The sequence below is a fragment of the Ensifer sp. 22521 genome (genome assembly GCF_052044795.1).
Taxonomy (GTDB): domain Bacteria; phylum Pseudomonadota; class Alphaproteobacteria; order Rhizobiales; family Rhizobiaceae; genus Ensifer.
This window is the reverse complement of sequence record NZ_JBQENM010000004.1, coordinates 256,055-279,256: the sequence shown is the minus strand read 5'-3', so window position 1 is coordinate 279,256 and position 23,202 is coordinate 256,055. Positions and strand designations below refer to the sequence as shown.

The 23,202-nt window shown below is 62.7% G+C and carries 24 protein-coding genes; 10 read left to right on the top strand and 14 right to left on the bottom strand.

Annotated elements, in window-relative coordinates; genetic code table 11:
• Window positions 1-134: 134 nt before the first annotated feature.
• Genes ACTJKE_RS07360 through ACTJKE_RS07345 form a run of 4 tightly spaced genes read right to left on the bottom strand, consistent with a single transcriptional unit; the run spans window position 135 to window position 3,855 of the window.
• Complete coding sequence (locus tag ACTJKE_RS07360; protein WP_058325005.1) at window positions 135-935, bottom strand: transporter substrate-binding domain-containing protein; 801 nt, start codon at window positions 933-935, stop codon at window positions 135-137.
• 29 nt (window positions 936-964) lie between these two features.
• Window positions 965-1,768: a dimethylarginine dimethylaminohydrolase family protein gene (locus ACTJKE_RS07355; protein WP_058325006.1), complete on the bottom strand. Its 804-nt coding sequence runs from the start codon at window positions 1,766-1,768 to the stop codon at window positions 965-967.
• A gap of 31 nt (window positions 1,769-1,799) precedes the next feature.
• Entirely contained in the window at window positions 1,800-2,771 is a 972-nt protein-coding gene (gene ctlX, locus ACTJKE_RS07350; protein WP_058326362.1) for a citrulline utilization hydrolase CtlX, read from the bottom strand.
• 1 nt (window position 2,772) lies between these two features.
• Window positions 2,773-3,855 (bottom strand): ornithine cyclodeaminase, encoded by a 1,083-nt coding sequence (locus ACTJKE_RS07345; protein ID WP_058326363.1) that lies wholly within the window; start codon window positions 3,853-3,855, stop codon window positions 2,773-2,775.
• A 92-nt stretch (window positions 3,856-3,947) separates the two neighbouring features.
• Between ACTJKE_RS07345 and ACTJKE_RS07340 the strand changes: the two genes are divergently transcribed.
• The 5 genes from ACTJKE_RS07340 (at window position 3,948) to ACTJKE_RS07320 (ending at window position 7,402) form a co-directional block, all read left to right on the top strand.
• Window positions 3,948-4,373, top strand: a complete 426-nt coding sequence (locus ACTJKE_RS07340) for an Lrp/AsnC family transcriptional regulator (RefSeq protein ID WP_057249183.1) — start codon at window positions 3,948-3,950, stop codon at window positions 4,371-4,373.
• Window positions 4,374-4,427: 54 nt separating this feature from the next.
• A complete protein-coding gene (locus ACTJKE_RS07335) occupies window positions 4,428-4,949 on the top strand; it encodes a hypothetical protein (protein WP_058325009.1) in 522 nt (173 codons plus the stop codon).
• Between the two features lie 111 nt (window positions 4,950-5,060).
• Window positions 5,061-5,528, top strand: a complete 468-nt coding sequence (locus ACTJKE_RS07330) for a GNAT family N-acetyltransferase (RefSeq protein WP_440691629.1) — start codon at window positions 5,061-5,063, stop codon at window positions 5,526-5,528.
• 59 nt (window positions 5,529-5,587) lie between these two features.
• Window positions 5,588-5,983, top strand: a complete 396-nt coding sequence (locus tag ACTJKE_RS07325; protein WP_058325010.1) for a MarR family winged helix-turn-helix transcriptional regulator — start codon at window positions 5,588-5,590, stop codon at window positions 5,981-5,983.
• Between the two features lie 123 nt (window positions 5,984-6,106).
• On the top strand, window positions 6,107-7,402 hold the full coding sequence (locus ACTJKE_RS07320) for an MFS transporter (protein WP_058326364.1): 1,296 nt from the start codon (window positions 6,107-6,109) through the stop codon (window positions 7,400-7,402).
• A 75-nt stretch (window positions 7,403-7,477) separates the two neighbouring features.
• On the opposite strand, the gene ACTJKE_RS07315 is transcribed toward ACTJKE_RS07320, so the two are convergent.
• From ACTJKE_RS07315 to ACTJKE_RS07305, 3 genes are all read right to left on the bottom strand, one after another.
• The gene (locus tag ACTJKE_RS07315; RefSeq protein ID WP_058326365.1) at window positions 7,478-7,906 is read right to left on the bottom strand and encodes an OsmC family protein; all 429 of its coding nucleotides are present in this window, start codon (window positions 7,904-7,906) and stop codon (window positions 7,478-7,480) included.
• Window positions 7,907-8,034: 128 nt separating this feature from the next.
• Complete coding sequence (locus ACTJKE_RS07310; RefSeq protein WP_058326409.1) at window positions 8,035-9,624, bottom strand: ABC transporter substrate-binding protein; 1,590 nt, start codon at window positions 9,622-9,624, stop codon at window positions 8,035-8,037.
• Window positions 9,625-9,634: 10 nt separating this feature from the next.
• On the bottom strand, window positions 9,635-10,315 hold the full coding sequence (locus tag ACTJKE_RS07305; protein ID WP_058325013.1) for a helix-turn-helix domain-containing protein: 681 nt from the start codon (window positions 10,313-10,315) through the stop codon (window positions 9,635-9,637).
• A 196-nt stretch (window positions 10,316-10,511) separates the two neighbouring features.
• On the opposite strand from ACTJKE_RS07305, the gene ACTJKE_RS07300 reads away from it, so the two are divergent.
• From ACTJKE_RS07300 to ACTJKE_RS07280, 5 genes are all read left to right on the top strand, one after another.
• Entirely contained in the window at window positions 10,512-11,504 is a 993-nt protein-coding gene (locus ACTJKE_RS07300) for an ABC transporter permease (RefSeq protein WP_112947256.1), read from the top strand.
• 12 nt (window positions 11,505-11,516) lie between these two features.
• Window positions 11,517-12,422, top strand: coding sequence for an ABC transporter permease (locus ACTJKE_RS07295; protein ID WP_058325015.1), 906 nt, complete (start codon window positions 11,517-11,519; stop codon window positions 12,420-12,422).
• Window positions 12,422-13,255 carry an ABC transporter ATP-binding protein gene (locus ACTJKE_RS07290; protein ID WP_058325016.1) on the top strand — a complete coding sequence of 278 codons (834 nt, stop codon included), beginning with the start codon at window positions 12,422-12,424 and terminating at the stop codon, window positions 13,253-13,255. The genes ACTJKE_RS07295 and ACTJKE_RS07290 overlap by 1 nt, the downstream gene beginning before the upstream one ends.
• Window positions 13,252-13,992: an ABC transporter ATP-binding protein gene (locus tag ACTJKE_RS07285; protein ID WP_058326410.1), complete on the top strand. Its 741-nt coding sequence runs from the start codon at window positions 13,252-13,254 to the stop codon at window positions 13,990-13,992. Before ACTJKE_RS07290 ends, ACTJKE_RS07285 begins: the two co-directional genes overlap by 4 nt.
• 75 nt (window positions 13,993-14,067) lie before the next feature.
• Window positions 14,068-14,574 (top strand): GAF domain-containing protein, encoded by a 507-nt coding sequence (locus ACTJKE_RS07280; RefSeq protein WP_440691583.1) that lies wholly within the window; start codon window positions 14,068-14,070, stop codon window positions 14,572-14,574.
• Between the two features lie 45 nt (window positions 14,575-14,619).
• On the opposite strand, the gene ACTJKE_RS07275 is transcribed toward ACTJKE_RS07280, so the two are convergent.
• The 7 genes from ACTJKE_RS07275 to ACTJKE_RS07245 form a co-directional block, all read right to left on the bottom strand.
• Entirely contained in the window at window positions 14,620-15,711 is a 1,092-nt protein-coding gene (locus ACTJKE_RS07275) for an ABC transporter ATP-binding protein (RefSeq protein ID WP_058325018.1), read from the bottom strand.
• An 85-nt stretch (window positions 15,712-15,796) separates the two neighbouring features.
• Window positions 15,797-17,251: an ABC transporter substrate-binding protein gene (locus tag ACTJKE_RS07270; protein ID WP_058325019.1), complete on the bottom strand. Its 1,455-nt coding sequence runs from the start codon at window positions 17,249-17,251 to the stop codon at window positions 15,797-15,799.
• 41 nt (window positions 17,252-17,292) lie between these two features.
• Window positions 17,293-18,321: a carbohydrate ABC transporter permease gene (locus ACTJKE_RS07265; RefSeq protein ID WP_440691581.1), complete on the bottom strand. Its 1,029-nt coding sequence runs from the start codon at window positions 18,319-18,321 to the stop codon at window positions 17,293-17,295.
• Window positions 18,318-19,193: a carbohydrate ABC transporter permease gene (locus ACTJKE_RS07260; protein WP_058325021.1), complete on the bottom strand. Its 876-nt coding sequence runs from the start codon at window positions 19,191-19,193 to the stop codon at window positions 18,318-18,320. Before ACTJKE_RS07260 ends, ACTJKE_RS07265 begins: the two co-directional genes overlap by 4 nt.
• Window positions 19,190-20,122, bottom strand: coding sequence for a ribokinase (rbsK, locus tag ACTJKE_RS07255; RefSeq protein ID WP_440691579.1), 933 nt, complete (start codon window positions 20,120-20,122; stop codon window positions 19,190-19,192). Before rbsK ends, ACTJKE_RS07260 begins: the two co-directional genes overlap by 4 nt.
• 105 nt (window positions 20,123-20,227) lie before the next feature.
• Window positions 20,228-20,680 (bottom strand): RbsD/FucU family protein, encoded by a 453-nt coding sequence (locus ACTJKE_RS07250; protein ID WP_058325023.1) that lies wholly within the window; start codon window positions 20,678-20,680, stop codon window positions 20,228-20,230.
• Window positions 20,681-20,814: 134 nt separating this feature from the next.
• A complete protein-coding gene (locus ACTJKE_RS07245; RefSeq protein ID WP_058326369.1) occupies window positions 20,815-23,199 on the bottom strand; it encodes an aldehyde dehydrogenase family protein in 2,385 nt (794 codons plus the stop codon).
• Window positions 23,200-23,202 lie beyond the last annotated feature (3 nt).

Sequence of the window (23,202 nt, the reverse complement as noted above, 5' to 3'; positions counted from 1 at the left end):
CGTCAGCCCTCACGCCGCCCTCTGTCGGGCTGGATCGCTGTAGCGGTCGCTGCGAAGATGCCCCGGCGCTGCGGCCGGTTTGGCGATCGAGGGCGGCGCGAAACATAGGCTACACGCCGCCCTTGAAGAGCGATTTACTTCTTGCCGAAGATCCACTTGTCGACGAGCTTCTGGGTCGTGCCGTCCTTTTCCAGGGCAGCAAGGCCGGCATTGACCTTTTCGAGCGTCGCCGCATCGCCCTTGCGCACGGCATAGGCGACACCTTCACCGAGAACGACATTCTTCGGCACTTCGACCTTGACCTCGTAGTCGGCGCCCTCGGGCGACTTCAGGAAGGTCTGGATGTAGAGGTCGGGGATCAGCACGTAGTCGACGCGGCCGGCAATGAGGTCAGCGACCGAGTTGTCTGCGGTGTCGTAGCTCTTGGCTTCGGCACCCGTCAGATACTTGGCAACATAGGCCGACTGGACGCTGGAGGTCTGCACACCGATGATCTTGCCCTCGACGCTTGCCGGATCGATGATCTTGCCGGAACCATCCGCGGCGTCGGTCGTCTTGATCTCGCTCGTGTCAGCTTTGGCGCCGACGAAGGAGGTGCCTTCGGTGTAATAGGGCGTCGAGAAATCAACGACCTGGCGACGCTCATCCGTGATCGAGAAGGCGCCGATGATGAAATCGACCTTGTTTTCCTTCATCGACGGGATCAGTCCGTCCCAGGCCATCTGGTTGATGTCGCACTTCACGGCCATCTTTTCGCAGAGTGCGCGGGAGAGGTCGGCCTCGAGGCCCTCCCATTCGCCGCCGGCGTTCACCTGGGTGAAGGGCATGTAGGGCTCCGGCGTCATGCCGAGCCGCAGCGTGTCCTCGGCCAATGCGCTGCCAACAGCCATGGAAAGGGCGATCCCTGCGAACAGGGCGGTCTTCAACGTCTTCATTTTGTTTCCTCCTCGGGGATTGCGACGGATCAGAGCGTGTTGCTGAACCAGCGCAGCGACATGCAGGACAGGCCCGCGTCGATCTTGCCGATCTCCGTCGTCTTCATGGGCACGACCTTGTAGCCGAGCTTGTCGAGCATCTCGATCGTGCGCGGGAAGTCGGAGCCAACCATGACGACGTCATTGACGCGTAACGCATTGGCTGCCGGCTCTTCACCTTCGGGAATGATCACCTGCTTGAAACGCTCGAAGGCGCCGGATTCGGCAAGACGCGCCGTTGAAAGCACGGTCTCGTCGTCGAGCAGCGAGCAATCGGTCTTGAAGTGCAAAACACCTTCCGGGGTCGCGACGATCTCGCTTTTGCGGCCGAGCTTGGCAAGGCAGGCCTGCAGCGCTTCGGCGCCGACCTTGTTGGTGCGGGCCGAAAGGCCGATCATCACGCTTTCGCGCGTCGTCAGCACGTCACCGCCATCGGCAAAGCCGTTGCCGGGCAGGTCGAGAACGGTTTCGAACATGGCGCGCAGCGTCGGCTCGATCTCCGGCGTTTCCTTGACGCGGGTCTCGGCGCCCGGGCGCAGGAGGATCGCGCCTTCGGTGAAGACCAGCGCCGGATCCTCGACGAAGATCGAATCCGGGAAGGCTTCGAGCGCCGGCAGTACCGTCACCTTCACGCCTGCGTCCTTCATCGCCGCGATATAGGCGTCGTGCTCGGCCTTCACACCTTCGAAGGTGGGGTTGCCGCGATCGTCGGCGCGCAGACCGTTGACGACCGACTTCGAGGGCGTGCGAACGATGATGTTGTTGAACTGGTAGACGGGGCGTGACTGCGACATTTGTGGGACCTTTGGCTTGGATGAGGTGCTTCTATCGATCGGACGTGGCGGCGTAAAGCTTTTGCGTACCGGCCGGTTCTCTTCGTGACAAATGAACGCCGGCGAGCATGCAGCGCACGGAACCGCCGGCAAGCTCGATCGTCGGCACGTCGAAGGCAAGCACACGGGCGGAGATTTCGAGCGCCTTGATCTGATCGGGGCGGAGCGAAGCGAGCGCCCGCGCCGACATGACCACGACGCGGCCATCTGCGCCGTCGAGCTCGATCGCGTTGCCGGCGAAGTTTTCGATCTGGTCAAGCGTCAGGTCGATGACCTGGCGGCCGGTTTCCTCGAGCCGCGCGCAGATTTCCTGGCGGCGGGCGACATCCGGGATCATGCTCGCGCCGATCAGCGCAAACTCCGTGCCGATGCACATCAGAACGTTGGTGTGATAGATCGAGTTGCCCTGGCGATCGACGGCACCGAAGATCATCGGCTCGAAGTTGAAGTGGGTGCAGAAACGTTCGAGCGCCACTTCGTTGGTGCGGTTGGAACGCGCGGCATAGGCGACGCGGCCGATGTGGTCGAGCACCATGGCGCCGGTGCCCTCAAGATAGACCCCGTCCTTTTCGAGACCGGAATAGTCGATCACGTCTTGGACGCGGTATTCGTTCTTCAGCATCTCGATGATATCGACGCGGCGTTCGCTCTGGCGGCTTTCCGAATACATCGGATAGATCGCCACATGGCCGCCGGAATGGGTGGAGAACCAGTTGTTCGGAAAGACGGAGTCGGGGCGCGTCGTCGTTTCGTCTTCGAAGAGATGAACCGCGACACCGGCGTCGGTGAGGCCATCAGCCATACGGCTGACTTCGTCATAAGCGGCCTTGGAGATCGCCGTCGGCTGGCGTGCCGCGTCGGTCGCCTGGAAGGCGTTGTCCTCAGCGGTCATCGGGTTCGGGCCGAAATGGTGCGGACGGATCATCACGACGCCCTTCGGCGCCTGCACGGACAGTCTCTTCATGTTATGCAACGCTCCGCTCGGCAAAGGCCGCCGGCTGCTGCCGGAACAGGCCGTAGAGATCGCGCGGGTGGTCCGGCTGCGTCGTCAGGTCGAGTTCGGTGTAGAACGCCGTGCCCTGGATCTTGTCGCGCAGGAAGCGCAGTGCCGAGAAGTCCTCGGTGGCGAAACCGACGGAATCGAAGATGGTGATCTGCGCGTTGCTGCGGCGGCCTTCGGCCTCGCCGGCGATGACCTGCCAGAGTTCGGTGACCGGGAAATCCGGCGCCATCTGCTGGATTTCGCCTTCGATGCGGGTCTGCTCCGGATATTCGACGAAGACGTCGGCGCGGCGCAGGATGTCGCCCTGCAGTTCCGTCTTGCCGGGGCAGTCGCCGCCGACCGCATTGATATGCACGCCGGCGCCGACCATGTTGTCGGAGAGGATCGTGGCGTTGCGCTTGTCGGCCGTAACCGTCGTAATAATGTCGGCACCAGCAACGGCCTCTTCCGCCGTCGCAGCAACGACGATGTCGAAATCCATGTCCGAGAGGTTGTTGCAGAACTTCTCGGCCGCTTCGGGATCGATGTCGAAGACCTGCAGCCGCTTGACGCCGAGCAGGGCACGGAAGGCAAGCGCCTGGAATTCAGACTGCGCGCCGAGGCCGATGATTGCCATCGAACGGGCGTCAGTGCGAGCGAGGTACTTTGCGGCAAGCGCCGAAGTGGCCGCCGTGCGCAGACCGGTCATGATCGTCATTTCGGAGACGAGGCAGGGATAGCCGGTGCTGACATCGGAGAGAACACCGAAGGCTGTCACCGTCTGCAGGCCGACATTGGGGTTCTTCGGGTGGCCGTTGACATATTTGAAACCGTAATGCTCACCATCAGAGGTCGGCATCAGCTCGATGACGCCGGTCTTCGAGTGGCTCGCGAGCCGCGGCGTTTTCTCGAATGCGTTCCACCGGCGGAAATCATCCTCGATGTATTCCGCAAGACCCACAAGGAACGTCTCAATACCGATCGATTTGACCAGCTCAATTACGTTGCCGACACCGACATACTGAACCACGTTTAAAACTCCATCGGAGAAATTCGATGAAGTCAGCCTAGGCTTGCAAGAAGTGAGTTGAAATTTTAAACCTGCCTAATATGCAAAACCTTATTGAGCATTTTGCGCAGTCGGATTATACAATTTTCATGCATATCTTCGACGACCTCGATCACCAGCTCATCTCGCTATTGCGAGAAGACGGCCGCGCGCCCTACTCAAAGATAGCCACCGTGCTCGGCATTTCCCGGGCCACGGTTCAAACGCGCATCGACCGGCTGCTCGAAAGCGGTGCCGTGCTCGGCTTCACGCTGCGCGTGCGGCAGGATTACGATGATCGCGCCATCCGTGCGATCATGATGATCGAGGTCAGCGGCCGCAACACCACCAAGGTCATCAAATATCTGCGCGGCCTGCCCGAGCTTTATGCGCTGCATACGACCAACGGCGGCTGGGATCTGGTCGCAGAAATTCGCGCCAACAGCCTCAGCGATTTCGACCGCATCCTGCGCGAAGTACGCGACGTCGATGGCGTATCGAACAGCGAAACAAGCATTCTGCTCAGCACCGTCTGATCCCCCACCATCACAAGCGCACCGCCCGCGCGCCATTCAAGACCGGTAAGACCCATGAGCCATATTCCCCAGATCGACTACGACACCGCTTCCGACGAAATCCGCGCCGCCCATGACGAGGAAGTGCGCGTGCGCGGACGCATGACCAACATGAAGCGCACGCTTTTGCATTCGCCGGTCGCCCATCGCATCTATGCGGAATGGTTCACGCTACGCGAAGAACTGCGCCCGGCGCTAAACGATCGGGAGATCTGGTTTCTCTCGCACGCGATCTCTGAAGCCATGCGCTCGCCGATCGCCATGGGCTTCTTCCGCCGCGCCTTCGCCAACTCGGGCATCGACTTCCACACGGTCGTGCCGACCGACGACGAACAGCGGCTGATCGCCTTCGGACGGGCGATCGTCGCCGACAGCAATGCTATCCCGGACGAGATCTGGGCGGGCCTGAAGGCACGCTACGACGCCAAGGCACTGGTCGATCTCGTCGCCTTCTCAGGCATCATGGTGGCGACTGCGCTTTTCAACAACGTCGTCGAGGTCGAATTCGACAAGGAACTGGAACCGTTCGTCGACTGAGGCGTCGACGAACCAAATGCTTCAGATTGCTGCCGCTTCAAAAGGAAAGGCGATGATCAGACCGGCCACGATCAAGGATGCGTCCAGCCTGGCGGCCATTAGCCTGGAGGTCTGGCTCAACACCTATATCCGCGATGGATCAACGCGTTCTTTGCCGATTATACGCTGGCCCAATTTACCGCCTCGCGCTTTGAAGAGATCCTGGCCCAGGAGGATGAGGCCATCTGGGTTTCGCAGAATGCCGTCGGCATCGACGGCTTTCTGCGGATGTCGTCGAATTCACGGGCGCCGGTCGATATCGTTTCGGACCTTGAAATCGTGACGCTCTATGTGCAGCCCCGTCACCACGGCCGCGGCATCGGCAGGAAGCTTCTGAAAACGGGGCTTCAATACTGCTCGGACATTGGCAGGGCGAGCACCTGGCTGGCGGTGAACGCCGAAAATGAAAAGGCCACGGCCTTTTACATCGCGAGCGGCTTCGAGAAGGTCGGGGAGACCCACTTCAGGATAGGCGACCGGGCCTACCCGAACAACATCCTACATTTTCGCCTAAATCGGTCCGTCGCTGACAACGCTTAAAACGGTGCTTCCGCGATCGCGGACTTGACGTCGCGCATTTGCGTGTATATACACACATCATGTCTCGTTGCTACTGTGCCCTTTTACGCAAAGCCACCCGGAGAGTGACGTCGGTCTACGACGACGCGCTGCAGCCGATCGGTCTCAACCTCGCCCAGTTCAGCTTGCTTCGGCACATCGCGCGCGATGAGCCGATCTCAATGACCGAACTTGGCCGCAAGATCGAACTCGAACGCTCGACGGTCAGCCGCAACGTCAAGGTGCTGGAAGGAATGGGGTTGGCGGCAACCGGAAGCGGGAAAGATCAGAGGGAGGCCGTTGTCGAACTTACGGAAAACGGCCATCGGATTCTCATTGACGGCGCACCGCTCTGGCAGGCCGCACAGGACAAGATCGAGGCGCGACTGGGGACCGACGCGGCCGCCCAGCTAGAGGACCTGCTTCTGGCGCTCTAGACAATCTGGCCTGCCAGGAACCGTCAGCAAACTGCCAAACAACAATTCAACCTGCGACCTGCGCTCCGAAAGCCCGCGCAGCGCTCTCGCACACCCGAAAACACGGACGAAAGGAAGTCGACTATGCTCGGTCCGGCGCTTGCGCGTTATCTAGCCAAACGCAATATCCATTACGGCTGGGCTGTGGCCGCCGTCACCTTCCTGGTCATGCTGTCGACTGCGGGAGCGATGGGCTCGGCCGGCGTGCTCATCAAGCCGCTTGAAACCGAGTTCGGCTGGTCGAATGCCCAGATCTCGCTGGCGCTGGCGATCCGCCTTTGCCTGTTCGGTCTGCTCGGACCGTTCGCAGCATCGTTCATGAACCACTTCGGCGTGCGCCAGGTCGTCTCTGCGGCGCTGGTCCTGATCATCGCCGGCATCGCCGCCTCCTTCTACATGACGGAGCTCTGGCACCTGGTCGCGATCTGGGGCGTGGTGTTGGGCGTCGGCACCGGCATGACGGCGCTGGTTCTCGGCGCGACGGTCGCGACACGCTGGTTCGACAAGCGACGCGGGCTCGTCGTGGGACTGATGACTGCCAGCAACGCCACGGGGCAGCTGGTGTTCCTGCCGCTGCTCGCGTCTCTCACGGAAACGATCGGCTGGCGCTCGGCACTGACGCTGATCATCGTCATCCTCATGGCAGCCCTCACACTGGTCCTGTTGCTGATGCAGGATCGCCCTGGTGATCTCGGCCTCGCGCCCTTCGGCTCGAAACAGATGGTGCCGGCGGCGGCGAAGGCAAAGAGCTTCGGGGCTCTGCTGATGGCACCGATCAGGGCGCTTTCCGACGCCGCGAAGACCAACACCTTCTGGGTGTTGTTCGCCACCTTCTTCGTCTGCGGTTTCAGCACCAACGGCCTGATCCAGACCCATTGGGTTTCGATCTGCGGTGATGTGGGTATTGCCGCCGTCGCCGCGGCCAGCCTCCTGGCGCTGATCGGCGTGTTCGATCTCATCGGGACCGTCGGCTCCGGCTGGCTTTCGGATCGCTACGACAACCGCTGGCTGCTCTTCTGGTTCTATGGCCTGCGTGGTCTCTCGCTGATGTTCCTGCCGTTCAGCGGCTTCAACATCTACACGCTGTCGATCTTCGCGATCTTCTACGGCCTGGACTGGGTCGCGACGGTTCCGCCGACCGTGAAGCTCTCGGCCGAACGCTTCGGCCCGGAACGGGCCGGTCTCGTCTTCGGCTGGGTTTTTACCGGCCATCAGCTCGGCGCCGCCAGTGCGACCTTCCTCGCTGGCGCAAGCCGGACGTCGCTCGAAACCTACGCGCCGGCGCTGATCGCCGCCGGAATGCTCTGCATCGTCGCCGCCCTGCTAGTCCTGACGATCGGCCGGCGCCAGCCGGAAGCGCTGGTGCCGCAGCCGGCCTGAGTTCTTCCCCATAGTTGTGCGCAAAAAGGGCGGGCTGCCGGTGGCACCCGCCCTTGATGTTTAGACCTTGGACCGTCAGTGACTGAACTCAGTCACGAATTCCGGATTGCCGCGAATGGTGTTGCTGACGGTGCAGATCTCGTTTTCGGCGGCTTCCGCGATCGCATGACGGACGGAGTCGTCGAAATCGCCTTTGATGTCGAAGACGATGTTGAACTTGGCAACGCGGGAGGGTTCGTCATGGGCCTTCTCGCCGGTCACCTTGGCACTTACCTCCGTCAGTCGGTCGAGCACGCCGTAGCGGCTGGCTGCAATGCGGGCGCTCAAGACCAGGCAGCTTGCGAGCGAGGCGTAAAGCAGATCGAGCGGGCCGTAACCCGCCTGCGACGGGCCGGTAACGATATCGAGTTCGCCGCCGGTTACCGAAGTCACATGCGGAAAGCCGGTTCTGCCGACCACGGCCGTCGCACCGGTTTCACGCGTTCTCACTTTCACATCCGCCATCTCGCAAACCTTCCCAGAATTCTCGGAACCGACACTATCGTTGTCGGCAGAAACACGTCGCCCCGGGCCGCAAGGCCCAGGGCGTTGATATGTGCGCCTTTGAAGAACGGCGCAAGAGCGATGCTCGATCAGTTCTTCTTGACGAGACGATAGAAGACGAAGTCCGAGGTGGCGCCGTTGACGTAGCCCTCGACCTTGTCCTTCATCGCGACCTGGGTCGCTGCCTGGAACATGATCACGATCGGCGACTTTTCCTGCACCTTGCGCTGCAGGTCGACATAGAGCCCGTCGCGCTTGGCCGGATCGGCTTCCTTGAGCGCTGCCTTGGTCGCTTCGTTGAGTTCCGCCGGCACGGCCCAGCCGTTACGCCACGTGGTCGTCGACTGATACTTGTCGTCGGCATTGTCTTCGTTATAGGCGAAGGCCTTGGCGTTCGAATGCGGGTCCATGAAGTCCGGGCCCCAATAGAGCAGCATGGCTTCGTGGGTGCGCGCACGGTACTTGGTGATCACCTGGCTGCCGGTGCCCGGGATGATCTCGAAGTTGATGCCGGCTTCCGCGAACGATGCCTGCAGCGACTGTGCCATGTCGGTAAACGGCGTCGAGTTGATGACGTCGAGGGTTACCTTGATCGGCGTCTTGATACCGGCGTCGGCGAGGATCTTCTTCGCCTTTTCGACGTCGTAGCTGTAGGGCGTTTCATCGAGCGAGCCCGGGAAGCCCTTCGGCCAGAAGGCCTGGTGAACTTCCATCTGACCCTTCAGGAAGCTGTCGGTCATGCCCTTGTAGTCCACGAGGTAGCGGGCGGCTTGCCAGACGGCTTCCGGCTGTAGTGCCGTGTTCTTCTGGTTGAACGACAGGAAGTGCACGGCGGCCTGCGGGTAGGACTCGACCTTCACGCCGTCCTTGCCTTCGAGACCCGAAACCTGGTCCGGCGTCAGGTTCTTGGCCATGTCGACGTCGCCGGTCTGCAGCATCAGCTGCTGGGTCGCGGCTTCAGCCACGTGACGGATGATGACGCCCTTGATCACAGGAGCGCCGCCGAAATAGTTCGGGTTGCTCTGGAGGTTCAGCAGTTCGCCGGCGCGGAAGGCCTTGAGCACGAAGGGACCGGTGCCGGCCGAATTGGCCTTGAGCCACGCATTGCCGAAGTCGCCACCGGCTTCATTCGCCTTGACGGTTTCCGCGTCGACGACCGATGCCGGACGGGCGGCGAGAACGTTGAGAACGAAAGCCGACGAGAAGTCGCCTTCATACTTGATCGTGACCTTGTTGCCGTCGGCGGTCACCATCTTGTCGATGTTTTCAGGCGTCCAGCCAAGCTGCGTCAGGATGAAGGCAGGCGCCTTGTTGAGAACGACGACGCGCTTGAAGGAATAGACGACGTCTTCGCCGCGCAGCGGGTTGCCGGAGGTGAAGGTGACACCATCGCGCAGCGTGAAGGTGATCGTCTTGGCGGCATCGTCGGCCGTCCATTCGGAGGCGAGGCCCGGCGCCAACTTCTTCACGTCGGGCGCATCGTACTGCACCAGGCGGTCATAGGTCTGGGTGACGTATTCGCCCGAAGAAAACTCGTAGGCTTCGGCCGGGTCGATGCTGACGATGTCGTCGATGTTCTGCGCCACGACCAGCACTTCCGCCGGCGTTTCGGCGAGTGCGGCCGGCGCTACGCTCATCATCAGGGACGCCGCGAACACCGCGGCCTTGAACATTCTCATCATCATTCTCCTATTTTCGATGAGGCTTGGTTTTTGTCATCGCCGGCTTCAGCGCCGATTTCGGCGTACCGGTCTCGTTGGATTGGGATGCGCGCAACCGGAAGAGCGGCAGCGTGCCGGTCCAGATCAGCCGCACGGGCGTGTCCGTCTTGTTCCACCAGTAGTGGGGCTGGATGCCGCGGAAATGCAGGCCGTCGCCGGGGGACAGCGTGGTCTCGTCGCCGTCGAGCCCGAACAGGATCTCCCCTTCGAGCATGTAGACGAGCTCCTCGCCCTCATGACTGAAGACCTCGGAACGGTGTCCCGGCGGAATGGTGATGACGAAGCTCGAAAGCTGGTTACCGGCAAAATCGGCGCCGATCCGCTCATAGGAAACCGGCGAGCCGCCGACCGAAAACACCATGCGCCCCTCGGCGCGCGAGAGGCCGGTATCGATCGCCGGGGCGAGGATGAAGTGGTTGAGCTCGGCGCCGAGCCCCTGGGCAATCTGGGCCAGCGTGCCAAGCGAGGGCATGGCGAGATCGCGCTCGATCTGGCTGAGATAACCGACGGAAACGCCCGCCGCATCGCTCAGCGCCTGCAGCGTCATATGCATCTGCCGCCGACGCGCGCGCACCAGCGCGCCTACCTTCGGCTGCCCTGCCCCGGTGCTTTTCCCGGACGTGGCTTCGTCATCCGACGGAACGCTCACGCTCTCCTCCCCCAGTAAAATTTTTTTGATTTAAGCAAACTTATTTATATACTCCAAGCGAATTTTTGCGCTATCGACAAGACAGACCGCAAGCGAAGAGGGATGGAATCGCCACGTGGCAAATGACAGCACCACAGCAGCAACGCCGGTACGCCGCGCCTCCAGACCTAGCCGGAGCCGGCAGCGCCTTAGCTCATTGGTGGGCTTCCTGGTTACGCTCGCGATAACCTTCCTTGGCCTGCTCGCGATCACCTTCTTCATCGGCCGCATCGTGCCGATCGACCCGGTTCTCGCTGTCGTCGGCGACCGCGCGCCCGTTGCGGTCTATGAGCGCGTCCGCCAGGAAATGGGGCTCGACCAGCCGCTGATCACCCAGTTCGTCAGCTATGTCGGCGATGTCGCCACCGGCAATTTTGGCACCTCGGTTTCCACCGGCAAGCCGGTTATCGAAGACCTTGCCCGCGTCTTCCCGGCGACGCTCGAGATGGCGACACTCGGCATCATCCTCGGCGTGCTGATCGGCGTCCCACTCGGCGTTTTTGCAGCCGCCCGCCGCGGCTCGTGGCTCGATCAGGGCATCCGCGTCATCGGCCTGCTCGGCTATTCGGTGCCCGCCTTCTGGCTCGGCCTTGTCGGCCTTGCCGTCTTTTATGCGCGGCTGAAATGGGTCGGCGGCCCGGGGCGGGTCGACATCTTCTATGACGGCATGGTGACGCCGATCACCGGGCTCATCCTTGTCGACAGCATCATCGCAGGCGAATGGGAGATCTTCCGCAACGCCGTCTGGCACCTGATCCTTCCGGCCTCCTGCCTCGGCTTCTTTTCGCTCGCCTATATCGCCCGCATGACCCGCTCCTTCATGCTCGACCAGTTGAGCCAGGAATATGTCACCACCGCGCGGGTCAAGGGCGTGCCGGAGCGCCTTGTCATCTGGCGCCACGCCTTCCGACCGATCCGCGTGCCGCTGATCACCGTCATCGGTCTTTCCTATGCCGGCCTGCTCGAAGGCTCCGTCATGATCGAGACGATCTTCTCCTGGCCGGGCATCGGCAACTACCTGACCGTCGCCCTGCTCAACGCCGACATGTCGGCGGTGCTCGGCTCGACCCTCGTCATCGGCGCGGTCTTCATCGGCATCAACAAGATTTCGGACGTGCTCTATCGCGTGCTCGATCCGCGTGCACGCTAAGAGGAGTCGGACATGACCACACTTCGCGACTGGCTGATCGACGACAGCCCTGCCTCGCCGATGCAGGCGCGCCTCGGACGTTTCTACCGCATCTTCGGCGCGCTGATGCGCAATCCGCTTGCCGTCGTCGGCGCTATCATCATCCTGGCCCTGGTGTTGACGGCTCTGTTCGCGCCTTGGCTCGCCACCCATGATCCGCTGCGCCAGTCGCTCGGCGAACGCCTGCTGCCGCCGAGTGGCGCCCACTGGATGGGAACCGACGAACTCGGCCGCGACATCTGGTCCCGCGTCGTCTACGGCGCGCGCATCACGCTTGCGATCGTCACGCTCGTTGCCGTGCTCGCAGCCCCCGCCGGCCTAGTGATCGGCGTTGCCGCCGGCTATTTCGGCGGCTGGGTCGATCGCATCCTCATGGGCATCACCGACATCTTCCTGTCGCTGCCGAAGCTGATCCTGGCACTGGCCTTCGTCGCCGCTCTTGGCCCCGGCATCGAAAATGCGATCATCGCCATCGCCATCACCTCCTGGCCGGGCTACGCCCGTGTCGCCCGTGCAGAGACGCTGACCTTCAAGAACTCCGAGTTCATTTCGGCGGTGCGGCTACTCGGCGCTTCGAGCCTGCGCGTCAATCTCGGCCACGTGCTGCCGCTCTGCACCTCGTCGATGATTGTCCGCGTCACGCTCGACATGGCCGGCATCATCCTGACGGCCGCCGGCCTCGGCTTCATCGGTCTTGGCGCCCAGCCGCCGCTTCCCGAATGGGGCGCGATGATCTCGCGTGGCCGTTCGTTCATTCTCGACCAGTGGTGGGTCGCAACCATGCCGGGCTTTGCCATCATTCTCGTCAGCCTCGGCTTCTGCTTCCTGGGCGATGGTCTGCGCGACGTGCTGGACCCGAAGAGCGGGGAGCAGCGCTGATGAGCAATCTTCTCGAAATCGAAAAGCTGCGCGTCACGTTTCCGACGCCCCGTGGCGACCTCGAAGTGGTACGCGGCATCTCCTTCACACTCGGCCGCGAGCGCTTGGGCATCGTCGGCGAAAGCGGCTCGGGAAAATCAATGACCGGCCGCTCGATCCTGCAGCTGATCCGGGCGCCGGGTCGCGTCACCGCCGACAAGCTCGTCTTCGACGGCATCGACCTCTTGAAACAGTCCGAACGGCAGATGCGCGCCATTCGCGGCGCCCGCATCTCCATGGTGATGCAGGACCCGAAGTTCTCGCTGAACCCTGTCATGACCATCGGCGAGCAGATTGCCGAAGCACTGCTGACGCACCAGAAGCTGCCGCGCCGTGAGGTCAACAACCGCATGCTCGCGATGCTGGAATCGGTGCGCATCGCCGATCCGGAACGCGTCGCCCGGCTCTATCCGCATGAAGTCTCGGGCGGCATGGGGCAACGGGTGATGATCGCGATGATGCTGATCCCCGAGCCGGACCTGCTCATCGCCGACGAGCCGACCTCGGCGCTCGACGTTTCCGTGCAGGCGCAGGTGCTCGACATCATCGACGAACTAGTCAAACGCAAGGGCATGGGGCTGATCTTTATCAGCCACGACCTGAACCTCGTCTCCAGCTATTGCGACCGCATCCTCGTGATGAACACCGGCGAGGTGGTCGAGGAGTGCAAGGCCGGCGAACTGATGGAGGCGAAACATCCCTATACGCGCGGGCTGATCGCCTCCATTCCGCGCCTCGACGAAACACGGGACGAGCTGCCGGTACTCGACCGCAGCGCATGGGCCAAGGCATGACCGCGCTTTCTCTCAAGAACCTCGACATCTCCTATGGCGACGTGCAGATCACCCACGACGTCAATCTCGACATCGCCGACGGCGAGAGCTTTGCCCTCGTCGGCGAAAGCGGCTCGGGCAAATCGACCGTATTGAAGGCGATAGCCGGCCTCGCGCCGGAGTGGACGGGCGAAATCACCGTGCTCGGCTCACCCCGCGGCCATGGCATCGACCGCGCCTTTTCGCGCCAGTGCCAGATGGTATTCCAGGACCCCTATGGCTCGCTGCACCCGCGCAAGACCGTCGATGCGACGCTCGGAGAAGCCTTGACCATCCATGGCATCGGCGACCGCAATGCGCGGATCGAGGAAGTCATGGCCTCCGTCGGGCTCGATCGCAAGTTCCGCTTCCGCTTCCCACACCAGCTCTCGGGCGGCCAGCGCCAGCGCGTGGCGATCGCCCGGGCACTCATGCTGAAGCCGAAGGTGCTGCTGCTCGACGAGCCGACCTCGGCGCTCGACGTCTCGGTCCAGGCCGAAATTCTCAATCTGCTGAAGCGCCTCAGGCGCGAGCAGAACCTCACCTTCCTGATGGTCACCCACAATCTGGCCGTCGTCTCGTTCCTTTGCGATCGGCTCGCCGTCATGCGGCAGGGCCGTATCGTCGAGGTGGCCGATGTCTCCGATCTCAAGCGCGGCGACCTCAAGGATCCCTATTCGCGTGAGCTGATGCAGATCAGCGCCGCGCATGCCAACTAGAGCGGGAAACTGAAAGTGCGGGCGGTCTTCGCCCGCATTCCGCTCTAAAATATCGAGTAACCCCAAGGACATAGCATGAACAGTGAACAGATCGCTGCCGCGCTGGCGCAATTCGACGCGGCGATTGCCAAGACAACCGATGCCGATGCGGTATGGACCGCGCTGCAGACGCTTTGCCGCCAGGTGATCGGCGCCAAGCTTTTCACCATCATGACGGTCGACATGGTCAATGAAGTCGCCCGCCGCGCCTATACCTCGCACCCTGAGGAATACCCGACCTCCGGCACCAAGCCGATCCGCTACGACAGCTGGTTCGACATCGTGCACAAGGCACACCAGACCTTCGTCGCCAACACCATCATCGACATCTCCAAGGTCTTCGGCGACCACGAAACCATCTGGTCGCTCGGCTGCGGTTCGGTTGCGAACATCCCGGTTGTTGTCGGCGGCGAACTGCTCGGCACGGTCAACTGCCTCGACGTCGAGCATCACTACACGCCTGAGCGCGTCGCGCTCTCCAAGCATCTGGAAATGCCGGCGAAACTCGCCTTCCTCGCCGCCGCGCGCGCCGAGCAGAAGTAATACGGCAGGCCGGGGGCGTCACCGCCTTCGGCCCCCCCTTTCCGGTCAGCGGCCGATCGCTTTGCCAGTTTCCTTCAGAAAGAAGTGTATCTTCGCCGCCTCGATCGGCACCTCGATCTGGTCATCTGGGCCGATGCGTGACGCAGCGTGAACCTGCGCCGTGAAGGCGGCTTGGCCCACCTTGCCGAGCGCCAGCGTGTGAGGCCCAAGCGGCTCGACGTCGCGCACCGTCAGCTTCACGGTCGGCGCTCCAGCGTCCGCGGCCATCGTATGTTCCGGGCGGATGCCGAGGACGACGTCCTTGCCCGCAAAAGCGCCGAGCTTTCCGGCGCGGTGCTCCGGAACCTTGATGGCCACATCACCATCACCCTTGAACTGCAAACCGCCATCACCGCCTTCAAGCCGCCCTTCGATGAAATTCATGCTGGGCGCGCCGATGAAGGCGGCGACGAAGAGATTGGCGGGCGCCTCGTAAAGCGTGATCGGGTCGGCTGCCTGCTCGATACGCCCCTGGTTCATGACGACGACGCGATCGGCCATGGTCATGGCTTCCACCTGGTCGTGGGTGACGTAGACGGCGGTCGTCTGAAGACGCCGATGCAACAGTTTGATTTCGGTGCGCATTTCGATGCGCAGCTTGGCGTCGAGGTTGGACAACGGCTCGTCGAAAAGAAAGACATCGGGCTGGCGCACGATCGCCCGACCGATCGCCACGCGCTGGCGCTGGCCGCCCGATAACGCGCTCGGCTTGCGGCCAAGATAGGCACCGAGATTGAGGATGCGGGCGGCATCCGTCACCGCCTTATCGACCTCCGCCTTCGGCGTGCCGCGCACCTTCATGCCGTAGCCGATGTTTTCGGCGACCGTCATGTGCGGATAGAGCGCGTAGTTCTGGAACACCATGGAGCAATTGCGCAAGCCAGGGCGCAGATCCGTGACGTCGCGTTCGCCGATCCGGATCGAACCAGAGGTCGCGGTTTCAAGACCGGCGATCATCCTGAGGGTCGTTGTCTTGCCGCAGCCGGACGGCCCGACGAGCACGACGAACTCGCGATCCGCAATCTGAAGATCGAGCGGCGGAATGACGGTGACGTTCCCGAAGGACTTGGTGATCTGCTCCAGTCGGACCTGTGACATGCGGAAACCTTTGCTACTGTCGATACCCGGTCTTGCCCGGGCGCTTGAGGCCCGCCCCGATCGTCTCGGGGCGGGCGCAGTCTCGTTATTCCTGAGGCAGCCCCATCGAGGCGCGATAGGCGGCAAGCTGCTTGTCGCGGCCGAACTCGTCGGTCAGCTTGTTCCACTGCTCGGCGACGCTATCGAGCGCCTGTTGCGGCGTCACTTCGCCGGCAAGCGCCTTGGAAAGCTCGATCTCCAGCACCTCGGTGTAGGAGAAGTAGCCGGGCAGGCGCATGTCGAGCGCGATGTTCTTGGCGGTCACCGCGTCCTTCTGCGCGCCGAGATACTCCTTCGCTTCGCGCTCGGAGAAGATCTTCGACCAGAGATCGAGGTTCGTCGTGTGCGAGATGCGATAGGGATTGACACCTGTACCGCCGGTGATTGCCGCCTGGCCGGAAACGGCCGGGCTCGTCAGGTACTGGATATAGTTCCAGGCCGCCTCCTGCTTGGTCGAGGTTGCGGGAACCGCCGCCTGCCAGCCGCCGAAGGCCATGAAGGAGGTCTGGACGACATGGTCGAACTTGTCCCACTTCTTCGTCTTGTAGTTCCAGATCTCGTCCGATCCCGGCAGCGGTGCCGAGCCGACATTGCCGGCGACCTTAGACTGCTTCGGGTCGGCGCCGATGACGCCGGTATCGCCCCAGCCGATCGATTCCGCCACTTGCCCGCCGGCGAAGGCGGCGTTCACTTCACCGAAGGAGAAGTTCAGCGCGTTCGGCGGCGCGAGTTTCGAGGCGCGTATGTACTCCTCGAGGCCACGAACCCAGCCGGGATTGTTGACCTGGGCGTCCATCGTCTCCGGATTGAAGAACATGGCGCCGGGATTGTCCGGGTGGCTGGTATAGCCGGCAACGTGGCTGAACAGGAACCAGAACTGCTGGCCGCCGCGGCGGAAGGCTTCCGCCGTGCCCCAGAGGTTGTTGGTCGGCTGGTTGAAGTATTCGGCGATGTCGAGATACTGCTTCCAGGTCTTCGGCGGCGCCAGGTCGTAACCGTACTTGGCCTTGAAGGCCTTCTGGTTGTCGGCGTTCTCGAAGAGGTCGATGCGGTAGCTGTATGTATGGGCGTCGCCGTCCATCGTCTGCGACAAGACCTTGCCGTTCCAGACCATCAGCTGTTCACGATAGACAGGCGCGATATCCTCCCAGTCGGCGCCCTTGCGCATGTCGGCCGGCATTTCCGACAGGAAGTCGGTAAAGTCGGGCGCCCAGGCCGGGGCAAAGGCAATCACGTCGAAGGCGTCTTCGCCCGATGTCAGCGAGGTCACGATCTTCGGATAGAGTTCCGACCACGGGAACTCGACGACTTTAACCTTGCCGCAGGTCTTTTCTTCCCAGCCCTTGGCTGCAAGCTGCAGCGCCGAGGCGATGTATGGGCCGGTCTGTGTGGTCGCCGTCAATTCGACGCCGGTGTAATCCGGATCGCAGGCAAGCGCCGTTCCCGCGCTCCCCATCGCGAGTGTGGCAAGAGATACAGAAGCCAGTAGCAATTTCCTCATTCTATCCTCCCTGTGAATGAATGCATGCCAAAGCGGGTTGGTTACTTGATCGCTCCAAGAAGCAGGCCGGAGCGCATGAGCCGGCTCAAAAGTCCGGCCATGACCATCATCGGGATGATGGCAACGAGAGCGGCAGCGGAAATCGCCCACCATTCGTCGCCGCGCTGGCTGTTCTGGCCGGCGACGAGGATGGGCAGCGTCTGCCATTTGGAATTGGTCAGGAACAGCGCAAACAGAAACTCGTTCCAGACGAAGGCAAGCGTGATCATGAAGGTGGCGATCAGCCCCGGTTTCGACATCGGCAGCACGATGCCGAAGAAGATCCGCCAGGACGGCACGTTGTCGACCATCGCGGCTTCCTCAACCTCTACCGGCAGCGCCTCGAAGAAGTCACGCATCAGCCAGATGACGATCGGAAGCGAAAACGCGATATAGGCAAAGGTCAGGCCGATATAGCTGTCGACCAGCTTGAAGCCGAGTTTGCCCATCTCCGTGTACATCAGGTAGAGAGCGAAGGCCGCGACGATCGGCGGGAACATGCGCTGGCTGACGAACCAGAAGACGATGTCATTGTTGCCGAGCTCCGGCCCCGGCAGACGGAATCTGCTCGAGATCACCGCGAGTGCAAGTGCCGCGACAAAGGCATAGATCAGCGAGATGCCCTGACCGAAGCCCAGCATATGGCGGCCGAGAAGGAAGCCGCCGAAGGCGATCACAACGAAGATCAGCGCCGAGAGCAACCGGAAGCGGAAGGTGAAGCGCACCAGCGCATAGGCCGCCATGGCGCCGATGAAGGTCGCGGCAATCGATGCCGAAAGGCCGATGATCGTCGATGCCATGAAGGTGCTAAAGAACTGGCCGCGCTGGCCCGACAGAAGCTCGCTCCAGGCTGTAAAGCTCGGCTCGAAATCGACGAACGGCAGATAGGTCGGCCCGCCAACGACGGCGATCGGCGTCTTGAACGAGGTGATCAACACCCAGTAGAGCGGAAAGAAGGTGATGGCGAGCCAGATCAGGCAGCCGCCGAGCGCCAGCCAGCGCCGTTTTCCCTTGAGAGTGCGCACGCTCATTTGTGCTTCTCCAGATAGGGTTTCAGGACCGCCAGATAGACGAGGCCGATCACTGTAATGACGATCAGGAACAGGAAGGAAAGCGCCGAGGTGTAGCCGAGGTTGAACTTCTTGAAGCCTTCCTGATAGGCAAACAGCGTCAGCGTCTCCGTCGAAATCCCCGGCCCGCCGCCGGTCATGACGAAGACCGTGTCGATGATCTTGTAGCTCTCGATCAGGCGGATGAAGACGACGGCGACCGAGATCGGCAGCAGCATCGGAAAGGTGATGTCGCGAAACTGTTGCCAGGGCGTGGCGTTTTCGAGCGCGGCTGCCTCGTAGACATCATCCGGCAGGGTCTGCAACCCCGCAAGCAGCATGAGGATGACGAAGGGCGTCCATTGCCACACCTCGACGGCGATGATCGATCCGAGCGCCCAGCTCGTCTGGGTGAGGAACGGAAGATTGGGAAAGCCGAGCGCGGTCATTACCTCGTTGAGCGGCCCCATCGTCGGATTGAGCACCTGGCGGGCGATCAGCGCGACGGCAACTGGTGCCACCAGCATCGGCAACAGGAAGCTCACGCGAAAGATGCCCTCGCCCGGCACCCGTGAATTCAGCGCCAGCGCCACCGAAAGGCCGATCACATATTGCAGCCCGACGGAGATGAAGGCGATCAGCGTCGTCGTTCCCGCCACGTGCCAGAAGCGTGGGTTCTGAAGCAGATCCAGGTAATTGCCGAAACCGACGAAGCGCGATGGCGTCGGCGGCACGAGCCGCATGCTCATGAAACTGGTGGTCAGTGAATAGACCAGCGGGAAGATGGAGATCAGCAGGACGATGATGAGGGCGGGCCAAATGAAGAAATGCTTGATTGGGTCGTTGCGCGTCATGCGGCCGCCCCTCTCGCCAGCAGCGCCTCGATCTCGGCAAGCGTCGGCATGGCCGGCGCCGTGCCACGACGGGTGACCGCGATGCCGGCGGTCGCGCAACCGAAGCGCACCGCCTCGACCGGCGCGAGCCCACGCGCCAGCGCTGCAGAAAAGCCGCCGACGAAGGCATCCCCTGCCCCGGTCGTGTCGATCACCGGTCCGCTGGCGATCGCGGGCACCAGCACGGACTGGTCGTGGTTGTGGTAGAGCACGCCGCGTTCGCCGAGCGTGATCAGTGCCGTCTTGGCGCCCTTCTTCAGGATCGCGTCGCCGGCGCGGCGAACATCATCCCCCGAGGACAGCGCAAAGCCGACGATGGCTGCAGCCTCGGTCTCGTTCGGCACGAGGTAGTCGCAGAGCGGGTAGATCGCATCCGGGAAAGGTTCGGCGGGCGCCGGGTTGAAGATAGTGGTGACGCCGGCGGCATGGGCGATCTCGAGTGCGCGTTGCGCTGCGGCAACCGGTTGCTCCAGCTGAGTGACGAAGACGCGCGATCCCTCGATCGTCTCGCGGGCAGCCTCGACATCATCGATACTGATCGAGCCGGCAGCACCCGGATACACGATGATGGCGTTCTCGCCGTTCTGGTCGTTGACGTAGATGAAGGCGGCACCCGTCGGCAGATCGTCCATCTGCACGATCTTCGGCGTCACGCCGGCTTCGACATAGGTGCGCAGCGCCATCTCGCCGAAGGTGTCGCGACCGAGCTTGGAGATGAAGGACACCGGACTGCCGGCCCGCGCTGCAGCTACCGCCTGGTTCGAACCCTTGCCGCCTGGTCCGACGGAAAAGCCGCTGCCGGTAATCGTTTCACCGACAACCGGCATGCGCCGCGCCAGATAGGCCGTATCGGCCACGAAGATACCAAGGATCGAAACACCAACCTTCATTCAAGCCTCCCCCTGCGACCGCACCGCAGAAAACGGTGTGCCCAGGCAATCTCTCGCGATTTCATGTGTCATCTAGCACCGCGCGGAGACCGCGCAGGCGGTCCGTCAGGTCTTGGGCGGGATCACGCCCTTGGTGAAGAGAAAGCAGCCATAGAACCGCGTCTCGCCCGTGGTGATGACGCAATAGGCCTTCTTGGCTTCCTCGTAGAAGGCGAAACGTTCGATGCCGTACATGGGCGCCGACTTGCCTTCAGCGCGATTGATCGCCGACTGGACTTCCTGCTGCACCGGCAGGACTTCATCTGGCGCTCCCATCACCTCCATACGGCCGGCCGAAGGCTGCAGCGGCGTGTCGAGGGGCAGCACGGAAAGCACCGCTTCGACCGCACGCGCCGCCGAGACATTGTCGATGCGCAGCAGCGTGCCGAGCGTCGTCTTGCGGGCAATGGCGTCGGACGGGAAATTGGTGTCGGAAATGACGACCGTGTCGCCGTGCCCCATGGATCTCAACGCGTGCAACACGTCGGCATTAAGGGCCGGGTCGATATTCTTGAGCATACAGTCCTCCTCCAGGCGCCATGCCGTCGCGGCCGCCCCATATGCGTTTCCCGTTCAGGACAAACGCGTCTCCCCAACTGTTCACATTTCCATCGCGCGAGCCGGCTCCCTCCGCCCCGCGCGTGGCGCCCCCCCTACTCGCCGTAGGGGATCCAGATGTTCTTGACGTCGGTCGCGCGGCGCAGATAGGCCGGGCCTTCCGCGGCGTCACGGTCGAGCCAGTTCGTCACCTTGCCGTAATCGACGAAGGTCCGCTTCAGGTTGCCGGACGAGAGTTTCTCGACCAGCGTCGAAAGGTCAGGCGTGCCGAAAGCCCAGAGGGCGTCGACGTCGTTGTGGCTTGCAAGCGTCTTTGCCAGCTCGATCGCCGACCCGGTGACGATGTTGACGACGCCAGCCGGAACGTCGGACGTTTCCAGAACGGTGTAGAAATCGGTCGCCGCCAGCGGATGCGGCTCGCTCGGCACGACGACGACCCGGTTGCCGGTGGCGATCAACGGCGCGACGAGGCTGATCATACCGAGAAGCGGTGCTTCCGGCGGGCAGATCACGCCGACGACGCCGATCGCCTCGGGCATGGCAAGTGCGACACCGCGAAGCGGCGGCTGGTGCACCGCACCTTCGTACTTGTCGGCCCAAGCGCCGTAGGTAAACAGGCGCGCGATCGAGGCTTCGACCTCCGCCTTGGCATTGGCGGCCGAAGCACCGGTCATGTCGGCAATGCGATCGGCGAATTCCTCGGCACGGCCGCTGAGGTTTTCGGCAATGTAGTAGAGGATCTGGGCGCGGTTGTGCGTCGTTGCGGAGGACCAGGCGGATGCCGCTTGCGCCGCGACGACGGCGTTGCGGATATCCTTGCGATTGCCCTCGCCAACCTCGCCGAGCACCTTGCCCTTGGGCGAAAGAACGTTGCGATTGTAATTGCCGTCCGGCCGCGCCTGCTTGCCGCCGATATAGAGCTTGGCGGTGCGGTCGACGGTCGGCAGGGCGAAATCACCAGCGACCGGTTTCAGCGCCGGTTCGGCAACTGCCGCCCTGAGCTTGCGGCCAAGCCATGCCTTCGGCTTCAGATATTCATAGCAGCCCTCGCGACCGCCCTCGCGGCCGAAGCCGGACTCGCGCTTGCCGCCGAAACCGGCGGACGCGTCGAAGAGATTGGTGGCGTTGACCCAGACGACGCCGGCGGCGAGCTTTGCCGCGACGTGCAGCGCCAGGCCGATGGTCTCGCTCCAGACGCTGGCGGCAAGGCCGTAGCGCGTGTGGTTGGCAAGCTGGATCGCCTCTTCCGGGGTGCGGAAGGTCATCGAGACGGCGACCGGCCCGAAGATCTCTTCGGTCGCGACGATCGAGGTTGGCTGCACGCCGGTCAGCAAGGTCGGCGGATAGAAGCTGCCGCCCTTCGGCAGTTCGATCGACGGCTGATGCAGAGCGGCCCCTTCGGCGACGCCCTTGGCAACCAGGCTTTCGATCCGCTGCAACTGCACCGGCGCGACGATCGCCGCCATGTCGATTGCCTTGTCGAGCGGGTGGCCGACACGCAGCGTCTGCATGCGGCGCTTCAAACGCCCGTAGAAGAGCGGCGCCACGCCTTCCTGCACGAGGATGCGCGAACCGGCGCAGCAAACCTGGCCCTGGTTGAACCAAATGGCGTCCACCACACCCTCAACGGCGCCGTCGATGTCGGCATCGTCAAAGACGATGAAAGGCGATTTGCCGCCGAGTTCCAGCGTCAGCGACTTGCCGGTGCCGGCGGTGCGTTCGCGAATGAGCCGGCCGACCTCCGTCGAGCCTGTAAAGGCGATCTTGTCGATATCCGAATGCTCGACGATCAGCGCGCCGGTTTCGCCCTCGCCGGTCACGACGTTCAGCACACCGGCCGGCAGACCGGCAGCGGCAGCAAGTTCAGCGAAGAGCAACGCCGTTAGCGGCGTGAATTCCGCCGGCTTCAGGATGACGGTATTGCCGAGCGCCAGAGCCGGCGCGACCTTCCAGGCGAGCATCAGGAACGGGAAGTTCCAGGGGATGACCTGGCCGACGACGCCGACCGGCACCTGATCGGCGAATTCGGTTTCCTGCAGCTGCGCCCAGCCGGCGTGATGATAAAAGTGGCGGGCGGCAAGCGGGATATCGATGTCGCGGGTTTCGCGGATCGGCTTGCCATTGTCGATCGCCTCGACGACGGCGATCAGACGCGCATGGCGCTGGATCATGCGGGCGAGTGCATAGAGATGCCGCGCCCGGGCATGACCCGGAAGCTTCGCCCAGGGTCCTTGCGCCTTGCGGGCGGCGGCAACCGCATCGTCGACGTCCTTGGAGCCGCCGAGCGCAATTTTCGCCAGGAGCTTGCCCGTGGCCGGCTCGTTCGTGTCGAAAGACTTGCCGGTAGCAGACGCGACAAAAGCGCCGTTGATGAAGTGGCCGAACTCGCCCTTGTGGCGCGCCAGCCACTGGCGGGCTTCGGTGTCGGCTTCGAGCGCGGGGCCGTAGGACATTTCGTCAAAATACCTTGCGACAGTCATCGG

What these genes read in the sequence shown, in the direction of transcription:
- ACTJKE_RS07320 (WP_058326364.1), top strand. Translation starts at nt 6,107, where the DNA reads ATGCTCGGTCCGGCGCTTGCGCGTTATCTAGCCAAACGCAATATCCAT.
- ACTJKE_RS07250 (WP_058325023.1), bottom strand. Translation starts at nt 20,680, where the DNA reads ATGCTCAAGAATATCGACCCGGCCCTTAATGCCGACGTGTTGCACGCG.
- ACTJKE_RS07275 (WP_058325018.1), bottom strand. Translation starts at nt 15,711, where the DNA reads ATGTCACAGGTCCGACTGGAGCAGATCACCAAGTCCTTCGGGAACGTC.
- ACTJKE_RS07270 (WP_058325019.1), bottom strand. Translation starts at nt 17,251, where the DNA reads ATGAGGAAATTGCTACTGGCTTCTGTATCTCTTGCCACACTCGCGATG.
- ACTJKE_RS07360 (WP_058325005.1), bottom strand. Translation starts at nt 935, where the DNA reads ATGAAGACGTTGAAGACCGCCCTGTTCGCAGGGATCGCCCTTTCCATG.
- ctlX (WP_058326362.1), bottom strand. Translation starts at nt 2,771, where the DNA reads ATGAAGAGACTGTCCGTGCAGGCGCCGAAGGGCGTCGTGATGATCCGT.
- rbsK (WP_440691579.1), bottom strand. Translation starts at nt 20,122, where the DNA reads ATGAAGGTTGGTGTTTCGATCCTTGGTATCTTCGTGGCCGATACGGCC.
- ACTJKE_RS07315 (WP_058326365.1), bottom strand. Translation starts at nt 7,906, where the DNA reads ATGGCGGATGTGAAAGTGAGAACGCGTGAAACCGGTGCGACGGCCGTG.
- ACTJKE_RS07290 (WP_058325016.1), top strand. Translation starts at nt 12,422, where the DNA reads ATGAGCAATCTTCTCGAAATCGAAAAGCTGCGCGTCACGTTTCCGACG.
- ACTJKE_RS07340 (WP_057249183.1), top strand. Translation starts at nt 3,948, where the DNA reads ATGCATATCTTCGACGACCTCGATCACCAGCTCATCTCGCTATTGCGA.
- ACTJKE_RS07355 (WP_058325006.1), bottom strand. Translation starts at nt 1,768, where the DNA reads ATGTCGCAGTCACGCCCCGTCTACCAGTTCAACAACATCATCGTTCGC.
- ACTJKE_RS07260 (WP_058325021.1), bottom strand. Translation starts at nt 19,193, where the DNA reads ATGACGCGCAACGACCCAATCAAGCATTTCTTCATTTGGCCCGCCCTC.
- ACTJKE_RS07295 (WP_058325015.1), top strand. Translation starts at nt 11,517, where the DNA reads ATGACCACACTTCGCGACTGGCTGATCGACGACAGCCCTGCCTCGCCG.
- ACTJKE_RS07285 (WP_058326410.1), top strand. Translation starts at nt 13,252, where the DNA reads ATGACCGCGCTTTCTCTCAAGAACCTCGACATCTCCTATGGCGACGTG.
- ACTJKE_RS07280 (WP_440691583.1), top strand. Translation starts at nt 14,068, where the DNA reads ATGAACAGTGAACAGATCGCTGCCGCGCTGGCGCAATTCGACGCGGCG.
- ACTJKE_RS07265 (WP_440691581.1), bottom strand. Translation starts at nt 18,321, where the DNA reads ATGAGCGTGCGCACTCTCAAGGGAAAACGGCGCTGGCTGGCGCTCGGC.
- ACTJKE_RS07335 (WP_058325009.1), top strand. Translation starts at nt 4,428, where the DNA reads ATGAGCCATATTCCCCAGATCGACTACGACACCGCTTCCGACGAAATC.
- ACTJKE_RS07310 (WP_058326409.1), bottom strand. Translation starts at nt 9,624, where the DNA reads ATGAGAATGTTCAAGGCCGCGGTGTTCGCGGCGTCCCTGATGATGAGC.
- ACTJKE_RS07245 (WP_058326369.1), bottom strand. Translation starts at nt 23,199, where the DNA reads ATGACTGTCGCAAGGTATTTTGACGAAATGTCCTACGGCCCCGCGCTC.
- ACTJKE_RS07325 (WP_058325010.1), top strand. Translation starts at nt 5,588, where the DNA reads ATGTCTCGTTGCTACTGTGCCCTTTTACGCAAAGCCACCCGGAGAGTG.